The sequence below is a fragment of the Actinomadura coerulea genome (assembly GCF_014208105.1).
GTDB lineage: Bacteria > Actinomycetota > Actinomycetes > Streptosporangiales > Streptosporangiaceae > Spirillospora > Spirillospora coerulea.
Genome location: NZ_JACHMQ010000001.1, coordinates 2,585,628 through 2,601,204, shown reverse-complemented (window position 1 = coordinate 2,601,204; position 15,577 = coordinate 2,585,628). Strand labels below are relative to the sequence as shown.

The window sequence follows — 15,577 nt, the reverse complement described above, 5'->3', positions numbered from 1 at the left end:
TTGAGATGAACACGGTGCGGGAAGAAGTGAGCTGACCGCGACGCCGCCCAGAAACACTCGGGAACAGGAAAAGCTCATGCGCCTCTCCACCATTGCTCTGGCCGGCACGGCCGCCGCCCTCAGCCTCGCCTTCACCGCCGCCCCCGCTGTCGCCGGGACCGGTACGGCGCTCACCGCCGCCGAACCCGCCCGGCTCACTTCCCAGGGCTACGGTGCTCTGAAGATCGGAAGTTCCGAGCGGGCCGCGCTCCGCACCGGAATGCTGGTCCGCAAGCTCACCGGACGCTGGTGCGACGGCTTCGACCTGAAGGGCCATCCCACAGGCCGCGACGACGTGTCGGTCTACGTCTCCAAGAAGTACGGGGTCGCGATGATCCAGCCGCCCCGCGGCACCCGCACTCCGCGCGGCGTCCGCGTCGGCTCGACGCTCGCCGAGCTCAAGCGCGCCTATCCGGGCGTCCGGCGCGACATGCACGGCTTCTGGGACGTCACCGCGCCCCGCAACCGCCGCGCGGTCTATCAGTTCGAGGTGGAACGCCGCCACGTCACCATGATGGCCCTGTCCTTGAAGGACCAGGACTGCTTCAACTGATCGGCTTCGGGGGGCGCCGCACCGCTGACGCCGCGCCCCCCGAAGCCGAGTGAACCCGTCTGAAAGGGCAATACCAGAGGACACGTCCCCCGGAGGTGCGCATGGTATGGCTCGGACTTGTCCTCGTCGTCGCGGGTGCCGTCCCGGCTCTCACCGCGGACGGCGAGCTGGGCGGTGTCGACATGACCGTGGCGGGGGCCGCCGTCATGTCCGTCGGCGCGGTGCTGCTGGTCGCGGGCATCCTGCGGCTCCGCGGCCGGCGCCGGGCCGGACCGCCCGGCTCGGCCGCGCAGGCCTACTACCGGACCTCCACCGGCAAGATCGTCGCGATGGTGGTCGCGGTGGTCTACATCGTCTCCCCGATCGACCTGATCCCGGACGTCTTCCTGCCGTTCGGAATCGTCGACGACGCCACCGCCCTCACCTGGCTGCTCTTCGCACTCGGCCAGGAGTACACCCGGCGGTCCCGCAGGGAGCACCGCGCTCCCTGACGCCGTGACGGCCGCGGCCCGCGGACCATGGCGACGGCGCGTCCCGGCGGTGCCGTGCGGAGTCTCGGCCGAGACTCTTCGGGCATCGCCGGACCGCGCCGCCGGACGCCTGTCATCGGTGCCGCGAGTCCCTGCGCCGTTTCGCCCAACCCGCGATCAGCGACCGGGTCCAGGTCCGTCCTCATCCCTGGGCGCCCGCGCCGCCCTGGCCGGCGCCCTGACCCTCGCCGCCGCGGAGTCCGTCCCCTGAGAACAGGAGGCGGCCGCCCGCCATCGCCGCGGCGACGGCCGCCGCGGCGACGGCCCAGGCGAGCGGATCGAGCGGGACGCAGCCGAAGAAGCCGCTGACACCGGGCGTCTGGACGATGACGGCCAGGAGGGCCGCCGAACCGAGCGTGCTGAGCAGGACCGAGCGGTCGTCGTGGCCGGCCATGAGCGTCTGGGCGAGCTGGGTGCCGATGAGCGCGACCAGGCCGATGGTGCGAGCGCGGACGGCGGGGCCGGTGAAGCGCCCGGCCAGCCAGCCCGCCAGGGCGCCGAACGTGGTCACCGCCGCGCGGTGGGCGATGTCGCGGGTCAGGGCGGAGCCGAGCGAGGTCTCCGGGCCTTCCGCCAGCAGGGCCGTGGTGGCCTCCCGGGTGGGGACGCGGACGGCGACGGCCAGGGCGGGGGCCAGGTCGGTGAGCATGTTCATCAGCAGCATCTGGCGGGCCGACAGCGGAGCGCGGCCGGTCATCAGCGAGCCGAGCAGGGTGAAGGCGATCTCGCCGAGGTTGCCGCCGACCAGGATGGCGAGGGCCTCGCGGACCGACGCCCACATGGCGCGCCCCTCCACGAGCGCGGAGACGATCGTCTCCAGCCGGTCGTCGGCGACGATCAGGTCCGCCGACGCCTGCGCCGCGGCCGTGCCCCGCCTGCCGAGCGCGATGCCCACGTCCGCGAGGCGGATGCCGGCGGCGTCGTTGGCGCCGTCGCCCGTCATGGCGACGACGCGGCCGCGCCCGCGCAGGGCGCGCACGACGCGGACCTTGTGGACGGGAGTGCACCGGGCCACGACGTCCACGCCGACCAGGGCCTCCGCCAGGGCGTCGTCGCCGAGCCGGTCGATCTCGTCCGCGGTGATGACGCGGTGCTCGGCGCCCTCTCCGGCGACCTGGTCGGCGATCGCCGCCGCGGTCGCCGGATGGTCTCCGGTGAGCATGATGATCTGGACGCCGGCGGCGCGGAGGTCGGCTACCGCGGGCGCGGCCGTGGCGCGGACCGTGTCGGCGAGCCCGAGCAGCCCGAGGAAGGTCATGCCGGTCACCGCGTCCTCGCCGATCGTCTCGCCGCCGCCCGGCATGCGGCGCTCGGCGACGGCGAGGACGCGGTGGCCGCCGGACGCGAGCCGCTCGACGCGCTTGCGCAGGTGCCGCCGGGCGCGGCGGTCGAGGTCGCCGTCCGGCGTGCGGGCGCAGAGCGGGAGCACGACCTCCGGGGCCCCCTTGACGAACAGGGTGCGGTCGCCGCCGGACGAGCCGAGGGTCGCGTGGAAGGCGCGCGACGGCTCGAACGGGACGCTGTGGATCTGCTTCCACGGCCCGCCGAAGTCGCGGTCCACGCCCGCCCGCGCGGCGCCCTCGTCCACGGCGGCGTCGGTGACGTGGCTGTGCCGCCCGTTGCCGGGGACCGGTGTGGCGCGCAGGGCGGCGGCCAGGACGCCGCGGAGCGGATCGTCCGGCCGGGCGGCGTCCCCGTCGTGGCGGTGGTCGGCGATGCGGGCGAGCGTGATGCGGCCCTCGGTCAGGGTGCCGGTCTTGTCGAAGCACAGCACGTCGACCCGTCCGAGCGTCTCGATGGTCCGCGGGTCGCGGACGAAGACGCCCCGGTCGGCGAGCCGCTTGATCGCGGCCACCTGGGCGGCGCTGACCAGCAGCGGAAGCCCTTCCGGGACGGACGCGACGGCCAGGTTGACGCCTTCGGACAGCGCTCGGCGCAGCGGGCCGCCGCGCAGCAGGCCCGAGGTGACGACGCCGACGGCCGCGCCGACCGCCATCGGCGTCGTGGCCTCGGTGATCTGCTTGAGGCGGGCCTCCACGCCGCTGGAGGGGGAGCCCGAGGCCAGTGCCGCGGCCATGGCCCGCCCGGTCTCGGTCGCGTCGCCGAGCGCGACGACCGCGGCGGTGCAGTTCCCGGCGGCGATCGTGGTGCCCTCGTAGAGCATGCAGCCGCGCTCGGCGACGTGCCGGGCCAGCGTCGGCGCCGTGCCCTTGGGCGTCGGCAGGGACTCGCCGGTGAGCGAGGACTCGTCGGCCTCCAGCCCGTTCGCGGTGACGATCCGGCAGTCGGCCGGGACCGCGTCTCCCGCGGCGAGCACCAGGACGTCGCCGCGGAGGAGCCGGTCCGCCGGCACCCGCGTCTCCTCGCCGTCCCGCAGGACCCCGACCGGCTCGCCGGACCTGGCCGAGATCCTCGCGATGACCTCGTCGGCGGAGACCCGCTGCCGGCCGCCGACCAGGCCCGACAGGCCGATGGTCGCGGCGACGAGCGCGGCGTCGACCGGTGAGCCGACCGCCGCCGCACCGGCCGCGCCCGCGGCCAGCACCGCCGTCAGCGGGTTGGCCAGCTCCTGGACCACGGCCCGCGCCAGCGTCCGGCGGTCTCCGCCGCGGTCCGCGCGGTCCGCGCCGCGCGCGCCGCGGTCGCGCGCCTCGGCGTCGGACAGGCCCCCGGCACGGCTGCCGAGCCGCTCCAGGACCGCCTCCACGGGCATGGAATGCCACGGCGTGGACGGTAGAGTCGGCGCGGCAACGCGCCGCATCACCTCGCGGGCCGACCAGGCGCCGTAGGCCATCCCCAGGGCCGCCGCGCCGTTGACGGCGGACAGGGCGCGGTCCGCCGCCTTTCCGGGCGGCCCGGTGAGGGCGAGCAGAGCGGCCACTCCGGTGCCCGACCATGCGAGCGTGACGCCCCGCTCGCTGACGCGGCGGGCGGCGGCGACCGCCTGGAGGACGTGCGCGGCCGCCGCCGGATCCCGCAGGACCAGCAGGTGCGCGCCCCATGGCGGCGTCCCGCCCGTGCCGTCCGCCCAGGCCGCCACACCGACATCGGCGGCGGCGAGCGCCACCGGATCGAGCGAGACCAGCAGGACGCCCGCGCCGTCCTCCTGCAGCGCGCGGACGGAGGCGGCGAGATCCGGGCCGCCGGGGGCGGTCTCGTCCGGAGGCAGCGGCAGGTCGACGCCGGAGCCGGCGAGTACGAGCTTCACGCCGGCCTCCCGCGCGGCGGTCACCCAGGCGTTCGTCTCCTCCCGCAGGGAGCGGCGCATGCGGATCAGGGCGCGGGGCCGTCCTCCCTCGGCCAGGGCCAGCACCGGCCCCGAACCGCGGAGGTCCCGGCCCTCGGCCGGCACCTCCCCGCCGGGCAGCACGCTCGCGGCGGGACCGAGGGACCACCCGTCGGCCTCCCTGACCTCCTCCAGCGCCCCGGGCGCCGACAGCGCGTGAACGCGCTCGGCCACCTCGGCCTCCGACGCGTCCCCGAGCACGGCGACCTCGTCCACCACCAGGTCTGCGGCCTGCAGGACGTCGGCGTCCAGCACCACCGTGTCGATCCGGTCCAGGTGGCGCAGCGCCGCCGGGTCCAGCGGCAGCACTCCCCGTTCCGCCAGCCGGGTGGAGAGCTCGGCCGCGAAGATCTCGCGGGCGGCGTGGGGCGCCTTCGGCACCGCCGCGACCCCGACGTCCAGCGCGCGGCGCGCGCTGCCGGTCAGCAGCCCCCCGAGGACGAGGCCGCCGAGGCCGACGGAGAGCATCCGGCCCGCGTGCCGTTCCGGCGGCCCGTCGCGCAGGTCGTGGGAGCGCCCGCCGGAGACGCCGGTGCAGCCGGCTCGCTCGGGCGCGCCGGTCAGGTCCGCTTCGGCGACCCGCCACAGCCGGCCGGTGGCGGCGGCCTCGCGGCGCTGCCAGAGCCGCTGCGCCACGTCGACGACGAGCCCCGTCCCGCCGGGCGCGAACGCCTGCGCGGCCGCCTGCGTCAGGGGCAGCCACCGCTCCACCGGCGCGCCCGGGACCACCCCGGCCAGAACGCCGCGCAGGACGGGCACCGCGTCCGCGAACGCGACCAGCCCCGCGACCTCGGACGGCAGCAGGGCCCGCCCGAGCATCCACTGCGCCCCCGTGATCGTGAGCCCCACCAGGTCGGCGCCGAGGGCCAGCGCCGTCGGCGGCGCGGCGAACCGGCCCGCCTCCGGCTCCTCGCCCTCCAGGACCGCGTCCAGCGCCTCCACGACCTCCAGGACGGCCTCCGGCGGGACCTCCTCGGACACGTGGACGATCAACCGTCCCAGAGCGGCGTTGACGCGCGCCCAGCGGACGGCGGGAAGTCCTTCGATGGCGCGCTCCAAGGCTTGCGCCTCGGACCGCCTCCCCGCCTTGTGCAGGTGACGCAGCTCTATGTGCAGCCGCTCCGGGTACCGGTGGACGGTCCGCGCCGGGCGCAGGGCCCGCGCCGCCGCGCTTCCGACTCCGCCGAGGACGCGTCCCGTCCGCCGGACCGGCACGGCGGCCGCCCGGACGCCCGAGGCCCCCGCGTGGCCCGCCGCGCGGACGACGGTTCCCCCGCCCGGGAGACCACCGGCCGCCGCCGCGCCGCGCCGCAGGAGTTCAAGGACCATGAAGCTGCCCTAACCCCTCAAGCAGGGCCTAAGCGCGTGTCGAACCCTGTTTGCGGAAGTCGGCCGCTCGCATGACCTGGCGGCGGGCGGACCGGCCGGGTCATCCGCCGTCGGTCCCGCGGACGATCCAGACGTGGCCGAACGGGTCGCGGAGCCGGCCCATGCGGCCGTACGGGTGGTCCTCGACAGGGAAGATCACCGTCGCTCCTCCCGCCTCCATGCGGGCACCGACCGCGTCGGGGTCGGGCGCCTCGAGATTGATGATCACGGGTGGACCGTCGAGGCCCGGGGCGGCGTCGACGGAGTCCTCGTCCTTGAGTGTGAAGTCGAGGTCCCCGAGGACCAGCCGGACGTTGACGATCTTCCCGTCCGGGGTCTCGAAGAGCTCGCTCTCCTTGACGCCGAACGCCGTCGTGTAGAACTCGATGGCACGGCGCGCGTCGTTGACGACGAGTTTCGGAAAGAGGTTCATGACCCCATCGTGCGGGCCGCCCGCGCGCCCCGTATTGGACGAATTTCCCTCAGAGCGGCACGTGGTTGGGCTGGTCGGGGGAGCGGGGCCGGTACTCGGTCGGCCGTAGCCCGGCGAAGTCGCGAAAGTCCCGGATCAGATGCGACTGGTCGGCGTATCCGCAGGTGACCGCGAGTTCCGCCCAATCGACCGGCCGGTCGTACGGTATCCGCCGGAGCGTGCGCTGGAACCGCCGCACGCGGGCGAAGCGCTTGGGCGTCAGGCCGACGCGATCGTGGAAGAGCCCGATGAGGCGCTTGCGGGTGAAGCCGAGCCGGTCGGTCACCTCGCCGACGGGGACGCCCCGGTCGAGCGCCGAGATCGCGGCCTCCAGAGCGAGGTCGCGGTCCAGGTCGCCCGCCTCGAGAAGGACCGACTCCAGCGCGTCCAGGATCTCGGCGGGACCGCCGGCCTCCAGGAGCCGTTCCCGTACGACCGCCCCGCCGCGGCCCCAGAGGTCCTTCAGGACGACCAGCCCGCCCACCGGCGGGAAGAAGGGAAACGCGCCGCCCGGCTTGAACGCGACCCAGGCGATGGCACGCTGGTCCGCCGTGTCGATCACGGAGGGCCGGGACGCGGCGCCGAGGAAGGCGGCCCCGTCGGCGCCGCCGGTGAACGCGTCGGCGTGCAGGTTGACGAACAGTTGGGCGCAGCCGGTCGGGATGGACTGCTCGCGAACGGACGGGCCGTGCGACTCGGAATAGCCGAGGCACGCGACGAACGGATCGAGGGCCGGGTGGAGAGGCCCGCGCTGGAACAGCACACCTCCAGCCTAAGGCGTACGTCGCGGCGCCCCAACTGGGCCGCCCGTGGGCGTCACAGCATGACCGCTCCGGCGACGGCCGCCGACGCGGCGGCGAGAAGGCCCACGACGTTCACCGCGATGTCCGATTTCAGGGAGCGCTGCCGGGCCGCGCGGTCCAGGGTGAAGACGGCCGGGTCGGCCGGTGTGTAGTGGACCGTGACCTCCCGGCCGTGCGCGCCGGACGGGTCCGGCAGTTCCTGGGGGCAGTGGGCGGTGACGGCCGCGCCCTCCCTCGTGGTGAACGCCACGACCGGCGTGATGGTGGTGGCGGTGCTGCCTTCCTCGTCGGTGGTGACGTCCTTGAGCACCGCGATGATCCTGCCCGGGACGGCGACCATGGAGGCCGGCGTCTCGCGGCGGCGGCGCGTGTCGCGGATGTTCCCGGGCAGGTGGAAGGCGCCGAAGACGGCCCACGGTCCGCAGAAGCCGACCAGCGCCCAGGGCCAGCCCCGGTCGATCGCGGCGACGACCACCACCCCGGCGTAGACGAGGAAGAGCGCGAGATTCGGCCATCCCAGTCCGCGGCCGCCCTGCTCCGGGCGGTCGGTGAGCCGGAAGGCGTGCGGCCGCCCGCGCGGGTGGTGGACCCCTATCTCCCGGCCCGGCCACGCGGCGGTGATCATCTCGCCCCGGTCACCGTCGTTCGTCACGATGACCTCCTGCCCGCTGGACGGGTCGCGGTAGGAGACGACGACCGACACCCCGCCCTTCCGGGAGCCGCCGTGCCGGGGCTCCCGCACCTGCTCGATCCGCCCCGTGAGCCGGACCGTCCGCTGCGCCCGGGTCATCCCGGCCAGCGACAGCCCGTAGCCGACCAGCGCGAACGTCCCCAGCACCGCGCACCACAGCGCGAGATATCCGTGCCAGCCCATATGCCCTCCTTCTGCTGTTTCGGACCGGTCTGCCGGGCACTACGGCGCCCGGTGTCACCGCACCGGACTGCGCCGCACCACCCTGCCGCGTCCGTCCGCCTCCAACGAGGCCGTGCCTTCGGAGCCGGCCACGGTGACCCTGAGCGTGAGGGCGCCGGTGACGCGATGGGCAGTGAGATGCCAGGTCCGTGGGGACTTGACGCCGAGGGTGGTCCTGGCCGCCTCGACCAGGCCGGGGACGCGGTCGTAGGGCAGGGAGCGCAGGTCGAAGTGCGGGACAGCGGACGCGCTGGAGACGAAGATGACCGTCAGCCGGCGTTCCTGCGCGACGAGGGTGACCGCATGGTGCGTCTTCCTGCCCTTCAGGAGCAGGTCGACGGCTCGGCGCAGCTCTCCCTCGTCGAGCATCGACCGGTCCGAGCCGAGGGCGACCGTGCCGGACGCCGACGTCACGGTGGTGGTGGACGACGTCGAGGAGACGGACGGCTTCGCGGAGGGCCGCCGCACTTCGCCGCCCTGGTCGAACAGTTCGGCGCGGAAGAGCAGGACCACGGCGGCGGCCCCGAGCAGCAGGCCGAGGAGGGTGAGGAAACCGGCGGCGCTCCCCTCGGGAGGATCGCTCACCAGAGCCGGCCCCGGTGCGGAGTCGATGCGGGCCTCGGCCGCCCTTTCCTCCCACTCGGGGGTCGGCCGCTTCACGATCCTCACCTGCGTCGGCCGGTCCGGCGGGTACTGGACCACCAGGACGCCCTGCGGCCGATGGTCGGGGAGGTCGGAGACGTGGACATGCTGCGTGGTCTCGACGCGGTACGCCGGCGCGCCGTCCGGCGCGACGGTGAGATCGAACCGCACCGGGACGTCGGTGTCCTCACTCCTGATGACCTTCCGGCTCTCGATCACCGCCAGAGCCGTGCGGGGCGCGACCGCCGCCTCCCGGAGCCGTCGCGGCACACCGGCGAGGAAGACGAGCAGGCCGTAGACCGAGGCCAGCCCCAGCCCCGTGACGACCGGCGGCATCCTTCCGATCACGATGCCGACGACGACGGCGGCCAGCGACGTCCCCAGAACGCCGCCCGTCAGGAACCCCCGTGCGAGGTCGACGGAAGCCCGTCGCGCCGGCGGCGTCGCCGTCGTGATCGTCATGGGGGAATTGTGTCGGCCCCGGCCGACGACCGACAGGCCCACAGCCGATCTTCGACAACGCCGGCACCGCCCACGCCGCCGCGACTGCGAGCACGGGCGCGCAATGGAAAGAGCGCGGCCGGAGGCCGCGCTCAGCTCAGGCTCCGGCCGGCGTCAGCCGGCCGAGGTCAGAGTGTGCCGTTGTCGATGTCCTCCGCCACGCTCCTGTAGGCGCCGGCGGCGATCTCGGCCTCCTCGGCCGCTTCCGGGGTCTCCGCCCGCTCGGCGTTCTGCGCCGACAGGTCAGCGGCTCCCCGGAACATGTCGCGGGCGAACGCCCTCTCCTGTGGGGTCGGGTCAGCCATCATGGCTCCTTCGCTCAGGTTGTCCCTGCACTCGCAGGGTCCCCCCTTCCATAGGGGGACAAGGAAACCGTTCACGAGGCGGCCGGGTTGGCAACTCTCGATGAGGCCCAGCGCCGTCCGGGTCAGAGCGGGCGGCTCCTGCTCGTGTGCTTAGCCAGGACTTGACGGATTCGGCGACTGGTCGAGAGCCCCGGGTGCCGCTTTCCATGGCCGCCCGGATGGAGAATTCCTTTTGTCGCCAGGCTGTGACGGCAAGCGGCCCTGGAGGAACGGACGCCCCGGCTCGGGGGTGGCACCCGCGAGATGGAGGAGACCGAATGCCGGACCACGGCGGCCTTCCGGCGCCGAGCCAGGGGCTCGTGCTGACGCATTTCCTGACCGTCCGGGACGTGGCCGTCTCCAGGGAGTTCTATGCGAATGTCCTTGGCGGCCAGGTGGTGCTCCCGGAGAACCCGGCCATCGTGCAGGTGGCCAACACCTGGATCATCATGAACCCCGGCGGCGGCCCCACACCGGACAAGCCCGGCATCGTTCTCAGGCCGCCCGAACCCGGCGATCCGGTGTCGACGTTCCTCAACGTCCGGGTGGCCGACATCGAGGCGTTCTACGCGGCGGCCACCGCCCAGGGTGCGGAATTCCTGACCGAGCCCCTGGACCGCAAGGCGGAGATCCGCTGCTACATGCGCGACCCGGACGGCTATCTCATCGAGGTCGGGCAGGCCACGGGCATGCTCCACGGCGTCTTCGCCGACCGTCCCGCACCCGGCTAGGAGCGGCGGCCGGGCGTCACGGCGCGGAGGCGCCCCTTGCCCGCGCGGGGGACAGAAGACGGCGGATGCGCTCGTACTCGGCGGCCATCTCGGGGGCGGCGAGGAAGTCGCCGAGATCGGCGGAGACCTCGTGGTCGACGTCCTCGACGGAGCGGATGGCGAGTTCGTAGAGCTCGCCGCGGCGGCCCTGCTCCAGGTAGCTCTGCCAATGCCCGAGCGCCCTGATGACGGTGAGGACGCCGGTGTCCAGATCGTCGTCGACCAGGATGCCGTCATGGATAGTCGCGAGCTCGTCCTGCAACTCGGCGGCGCTGATCGTCAGGACGTTCGCGGAGGCGGAGGCGAGTGCCGCCCGGGCGTCCCCGGTGAGTTCGTCGTCGGCGGCACCGCGCAGCAGCTCGGGCCGGACCAGACGGGTGACCGTATCCTCTCCGAAAGCGCGAACGTCGTCCTCGGCGGCTTCGATGACCATGCGGAGGATGTCCGCCTCAAGTTCGCTGTAGTTCACGGCCGCAGCCTATGGCCGCCGGAGATCGGGGAGGGGCGGTGTCGTCAGAGGTCGAGGCACGGTCCCACGGGTGGCGGATCGAGCCCCGGGAGTATGCCCGCCACGAACGCCGCAGAGGTCGCCGTTTCGCGTTCACGCGTCTCGTTCCCGCCCGCACGGCGCTGGTGGTGATCGACATGGTCCCGTTCTTCGTGGGCGGCAACCCCTACTGCCTGGGGATCGTGCCCAACATCCACCGCCTTGCCGAGGCTCTGCGGGCGGCGGGCGGAACGGTCGCCTGGGTACTGCCCGCGGTGGGCGAGCGCACGGCGGTCGCCGACGAGTTCTTCGGACCGGAGGCGGCCGAGACGTACCGCACGTCCGGCGGTACCGGGACGATGACCGAGCGCCTGTGGCGCGACCTCGAGGTCCATGCCGACGATCTGCTGGTGGAGAAGTCGGCGGCCAGCGCCTTCTTCCCGGGGCGGTGTCCCCTTCCGGAACTGCTGGAACGGCGCGGGATCGACACCGTGCTGATCACCGGCACCGTCACCAACGTGTGCTGCGAGTCGTCGGCACGCGATGCGAGCACCCTCGGGTTCCGGGTCATCATGGTCGCCGACGCGAACGCGGCACGCCGCGACCAGGACCACAACGCCACCCTGCACACCGTCTACCGGTCCTTCGGCGACGTGCGCCCGACGTCCGAGGTGCTCACGATGATCGGGTCCTGATCCGCGCCCGCGGGCGGCCGCGAAGGCGGCCGGTTCGCCCGCGGGACCGCGCTTTCCGAAGTGCGCGTTGCCCCTCTCGTTCCACCCCGGACAGTACTTAGTGTCCAGATCAATTCCGTTCTTGGACCGTTCGTGACCAGGTCACGGGCGTATGCAAACGGAGGAAAAATGAATAAAGATCAAACTGACCACGCAGCTCATGTGGGTTCGCACACCAATCTGCTAACGGACTTATCCGAGGTCGTCGGCAGCGCGAAAAGCGGCACGGTGGACGCCATTGTCGTCCCCACGATCGCTCCACAACGGGTGGGGTCCGCAATCGCCTTGGCTGAGGCGCTGAAGTGCACGATCGTCCTGTTGTGCAGCACATCTTCGCAGGTACGGGACATTGGTAAGAGCTACGATCTTCCCTCGAACGCACTCTGCCTGGAAGCCCCGCCAGGGTACGGTCACCCGCTGCTCGACTTCGAGCAGCGGGCGATGGAGAAGCATACGGACATCGCGATGAAGAGGAACATCGGGCTTCTGCTGGCCCGCCTGTGCGGCTGGCGGACGATCCTGTTCCTCGACGACGACATCCGGGGCATGAAGCCTTCTCTGATCCTGAGGGCCGCCGCCCTGACCGAGCAGTATCGGGTGGTCGGATTCCAGATTCCCGATTTCCCTGATAACTCGGTCGTCTGTCACGCCAACCGGGTTTCCGGGGGAGCCCAGTCGACCTTCGTGGGGGGTAATGCGATCCTCGTCGACACGAGTCGCGCGGATACGTACTTCCCCGCCATCTACAATGAGGACTGGCTGTTCCTCTACGATGCGGTCGCCGATCGCTCGGTGGGCGTCGCGGGCAGGCTGCGGCAGTTGGCGTACGACCCGTTCGCCCGGAACGCCGCACCGGAGGAGTTCGGCGAACTCGTCGCCGAAGGCCTGGTCCGGGCGCTGCATTTTGGATCGGATGTGTCCACGCTCTCCTTCTGGGCGGACGCGATCAAGAAGCGCTCGCGTTTCATCGATGAAGTGGCGGACCGGCTGCACGGGTCCGCTCGCGCGAAGGACGAGCGGATTCCGGATCGCGACCGGATCCTGCTGCGCCTCGACGAGGCGAAGAAGCGTCTGCTGGAGATCTCCCCGGTCACCTGCCTGTCGTTCTACCGAACATGGCGAAAGAACGTGGACATCTGGCAGCGGCAGCTTCTGGACCTTCCCACCTCCCTCACCCCTCAACAGGCGGTGCGTTACCTGCGGCTTTCTAGCGAGTAGGGCTCGCCAGCGGGGGAGAGGCGAAGTCTCCAATGGCGGTCAGGGCCCGGCCGAGTAGGCCGGGCCCATCCGCAACGGTCCGACCGGTCCCGGGGCTCAGGGCCCCGGGACCACTGACTACGGCTCGACCGCGCGACACTGCGATTCGTGGTGCTCTGCCTGTCGGTGGTCGCTGGGGGAGGTCCCGTAGGCGGCGCGGAACGCTCGGGTGAAGGCCGAATGGTGGGTGAAACCCCAGCGGGCGGCGATCTCATGGACCGGGACCCCGTGCTGGGCCGGATCGGCCAGGTCCCGGCGTGCGCGGTCCAGGCGTTCGCGGCGGATCAGTGCGCCGACGGTGGCGTCCTCCTCCTGGAAGAGGCGGTACAGGTGGCTGGTGGAGATGTGGTGCGCGGCCGCGACGACTGACGGGGTCAGCTCCGGGTCGTGCAGGTTCCGGGCGATGAAGGAGCGGATGCTCAGAGTCAGCGTCCGCCGGTGGGCTTCGGGGGAGAGGTCGCGGGCGGACTCGAGGGCGTGGGCGAACAGGGCCGAGACCAGATCGGTCAGGACGGCGCCGAGCCGGGGACCGTCGGTGGCACGGTAGGCGGCGGTGTCGCTGCTGAGGCGGACGAGGAAGTCGCCCAGCAGCGCCCCCACGCCCTCCCGCGCCGACAGCGGCCGGCCGATCGCGCGATCGGCGCTCCTCCGCGGGAGCGCGAGGAGGTCCCTGGGGATCTCGACTCCCACGCACCTGACGGATTGGTCATGCTGCCCCACCTGGACCGCGCAGGGCCGCCAGGAATTCTGGCTGTGCAGGTCGTAGGGACGGTATTCCGCGTCCCGGTCGCCCCAGTCGGCGTGTGCCGTCCCTTCGAGGACGAGTGTGAGGTTGTAGGTCTCGGGGTCGGAGCGTCTGATGAGTTTCGCCGTCCGCCGGGAAAGCAGAGGCTGGACGGTCGACGGCCACACGGTCACCGCACCGAGCATCAGGGTGCGCTGGCGGGCGCGGAAATCCGCGGCATATTCGCTGCTCAGCTCCACGGGAGCGTGCGTACGCCCCATCCATTCCCGCCAGCGGTCGAATCTCTCGGCCGGGGGGAAGTCCTCGGTTCTGTGCACCGTTTCGATCATTGGCTTCCCCAAGTCCGCTCGTTATGCCCAGGAGATTACTAGGACCTTCCCGGGCGGGCCCTTCGAAGCCCTTCGGCGCCGTGCTCGGGCACCGCCGCACGGACGGGCGAGCGAGGTATGGCACTGGAAGCACTGTCAAGGGATCGTGGAGGCATCGTCAAAGACGCGCGGGCGTGTCCCGTGATCGTGTACGGACGACGAACAACGGAAGATGAGGAGTGCGGTGGACGCTCTACGGCCCGGTGACCCTCGTGCGATCGGCCGGTACACCCTTTCGGCCCGCCTCGGCGCCGGCGGAATGGGGCAGGTGTTCCTCGGCTCGTCTCCCGGCGGCCGGCCGGTCGCCGTGAAGCTGGTCCATCCGGGTTTCGCCGCCGACGCCGAGTTCCGCCGGCGCTTCAAACGCGAGGTGGAGGCCGCACGCCAGGTGGGCGGCTTCCACACCGCGCCCGTCGTCGACGCGGATCCCGAGGCGGAGATCCCCTGGCTGGTCACGGCATACGTGGCCGGGCCCTCGCTCGCCGCCGCGGTCGCCGAGCACGGGCCGTTCCCGCCGGTCTCGGCGCTCGCGCTGGGAGCGGGGCTGGCGGAGGCGCTGGATGCCGTCCACGGTGCCGGCGTCGTTCACCGCGATCTCAAGCCCTCGAACGTGCTGCTCGCCGCCGACGGGCCGCGCGTCATCGATTTCGGCATCGCCCGGGCGGTCGACGCCTCCGGGGTCACCGCGCTCGCCGGGACCCCCGGCTTCATGGCACCGGAGTTGATCTCCGAAGGATCGATCACCCCGGCGTGCGACGTGTTCGCCCTCGGCGCCGTCCTCGCCTACTCCCTGGGAGTCCGCCCGTTCGGGGAAGGGCCGGCGGCTGCGCTGACCTACCGGGTGGTGCACAAGTCCCCGGCTCTGGACGCTCTGCCGCCCCCCTTGAAAGGCGTGGTCGCGGACTGCCTCGCCAAAGATCCCGCTGCCCGGCCGAGTCCGGCGGAACTGGTGGAGGTGCTCTCCTCGGCCGGCGACACCGGTGCGTGGCTTCCCTCGCCCGTGCAGGACATGCTGACGCGGTTCCACGTCACCGGCGCCACCACCACCGGCACCACCACCACCACCACCGGCACGCCGATCGACTACCCGACGAGCACCTTCGAGGACCACCGGGCGCGACCGGCGTCGCTGCCCGGCCGCCACCAGACCGTGCGGTTCGAGGCCAGCGCCGGGCCCGTGGTCCTCGCGCTCGTCGGGCACACTCTCCGCCTCCTCACGGGGATCGCATTCGCCATGTTGACCGTGGCCACCGCGGCCGGGTCGGGGGACTCGACCGGCGCGTTCTTCGCTCTGGTGCTCGCGGTGATGTCCGTGCTGAGCTTCTGGCTCGTGCGTGAACCGGTGAAATGGATGCTTCCGCTCCTCAACGCGCTCTGGAAGCCGTGCGAACTGCAGGTCGGCGCCGAAGGCCTCGAACTGCGGTACGGCGGCCGCCGGGTCCACTACGGATGGCACGAGATCAGCAGGGTCGTGGTGCGCCGCGCGAAGGAGGCCGGGTGGGCGGTCAGCGTCTTCCCGCTGCCGGGTACGCCCCTGCCTGCGGCTCGGGGAGCGCGGACGCCGCTGTGCTATCTGGAGAAAGGAACCGGCTGGATCACGGTCGTGCCCGTCCACCGGCTCAAAGGCTCCCGCAAGGAGATCGAGATGACTCTCGCCCGGTACGCGGGCGCCCGCTGGGGAGGCAACGCCTGACCGCCGCGGCGCAACGGCTTCGCGCGGTGACCTGCGTCCGCACCACCAAGGGATACGCCCCCCGGCCGCCTC

The 15,577-nt window shown here is 72.6% G+C and carries 14 protein-coding genes; 6 read left to right on the top strand and 8 right to left on the bottom strand.

The features are described 5' to 3' along the window. The first annotated feature begins 76 nt into the window (after positions 1-76). Positions 77-592 (top strand): hypothetical protein, encoded by a 516-nt coding sequence (locus BKA00_RS12020; protein ID WP_185024986.1) that lies wholly within the window; start codon positions 77-79, stop codon positions 590-592. Between the two features lie 101 nt (positions 593-693). After that, a complete protein-coding gene (locus BKA00_RS12015) occupies positions 694-1,083 on the top strand; it encodes a YkvA family protein (RefSeq protein ID WP_185024985.1) in 390 nt (129 codons plus the stop codon). A 181-nt stretch (positions 1,084-1,264) separates the two neighbouring features. Here the strand turns inward: BKA00_RS12015 and BKA00_RS12010 are convergent, their stop codons facing one another. The 6 genes from BKA00_RS12010 to BKA00_RS11985 all read right to left on the bottom strand — a co-directional run bounded on the left by BKA00_RS12010 (position 1,265) and on the right by BKA00_RS11985 (position 9,412). Continuing rightward, the gene (locus BKA00_RS12010) at positions 1,265-5,737 is read right to left on the bottom strand and encodes a cation-translocating P-type ATPase (RefSeq protein ID WP_185024984.1); all 4,473 of its coding nucleotides are present in this window, start codon (positions 5,735-5,737) and stop codon (positions 1,265-1,267) included. Between the two features lie 100 nt (positions 5,738-5,837). Then, positions 5,838-6,209, bottom strand: a complete 372-nt coding sequence (locus BKA00_RS12005; RefSeq protein ID WP_185024983.1) for a VOC family protein — start codon at positions 6,207-6,209, stop codon at positions 5,838-5,840. A 49-nt stretch (positions 6,210-6,258) separates the two neighbouring features. Further along, on the bottom strand, positions 6,259-7,011 hold the full coding sequence (locus tag BKA00_RS12000) for a helix-turn-helix domain-containing protein (protein WP_185024982.1): 753 nt from the start codon (positions 7,009-7,011) through the stop codon (positions 6,259-6,261). Between the two features lie 53 nt (positions 7,012-7,064). Then, on the bottom strand, positions 7,065-7,925 hold the full coding sequence (locus BKA00_RS11995; RefSeq protein ID WP_185024981.1) for a DUF3592 domain-containing protein: 861 nt from the start codon (positions 7,923-7,925) through the stop codon (positions 7,065-7,067). Between the two features lie 54 nt (positions 7,926-7,979). Next, entirely contained in the window at positions 7,980-9,068 is a 1,089-nt protein-coding gene (locus BKA00_RS11990) for a hypothetical protein (protein ID WP_185024980.1), read from the bottom strand. A 167-nt stretch (positions 9,069-9,235) separates the two neighbouring features. After that, the gene (locus BKA00_RS11985) at positions 9,236-9,412 is read right to left on the bottom strand and encodes a hypothetical protein (RefSeq protein ID WP_185024979.1); all 177 of its coding nucleotides are present in this window, start codon (positions 9,410-9,412) and stop codon (positions 9,236-9,238) included. Positions 9,413-9,729: 317 nt separating this feature from the next. Between BKA00_RS11985 and BKA00_RS11980 the strand changes: the two genes are divergently transcribed. Continuing rightward, positions 9,730-10,182, top strand: a complete 453-nt coding sequence (locus BKA00_RS11980) for a VOC family protein (protein WP_185024978.1) — start codon at positions 9,730-9,732, stop codon at positions 10,180-10,182. A 16-nt stretch (positions 10,183-10,198) separates the two neighbouring features. Here the strand turns inward: BKA00_RS11980 and BKA00_RS11975 are convergent, their stop codons facing one another. Then, on the bottom strand, positions 10,199-10,690 hold the full coding sequence (locus tag BKA00_RS11975; RefSeq protein WP_185024977.1) for a hypothetical protein: 492 nt from the start codon (positions 10,688-10,690) through the stop codon (positions 10,199-10,201). 38 nt (positions 10,691-10,728) lie between these two features. Between BKA00_RS11975 and BKA00_RS11970 the strand changes: the two genes are divergently transcribed. Next, entirely contained in the window at positions 10,729-11,403 is a 675-nt protein-coding gene (locus tag BKA00_RS11970; protein WP_221493113.1) for a cysteine hydrolase family protein, read from the top strand. Positions 11,404-11,571: 168 nt separating this feature from the next. Then, on the top strand, positions 11,572-12,660 hold the full coding sequence (locus BKA00_RS11965) for a hypothetical protein (protein WP_185024975.1): 1,089 nt from the start codon (positions 11,572-11,574) through the stop codon (positions 12,658-12,660). Positions 12,661-12,777: 117 nt separating this feature from the next. Here BKA00_RS11965 and BKA00_RS11960 read toward each other — a convergent pair whose 3' ends face one another. Further along, entirely contained in the window at positions 12,778-13,761 is a 984-nt protein-coding gene (locus BKA00_RS11960; RefSeq protein ID WP_221493112.1) for a helix-turn-helix domain-containing protein, read from the bottom strand. 235 nt (positions 13,762-13,996) lie between these two features. Here BKA00_RS11960 and BKA00_RS11955 point away from each other — a divergent pair, with 235 nt between their 5' ends. After that, positions 13,997-15,505, top strand: coding sequence for a serine/threonine-protein kinase (locus BKA00_RS11955; RefSeq protein WP_185024973.1), 1,509 nt, complete (start codon positions 13,997-13,999; stop codon positions 15,503-15,505). Positions 15,506-15,577: the final 72 nt, after the last annotated feature.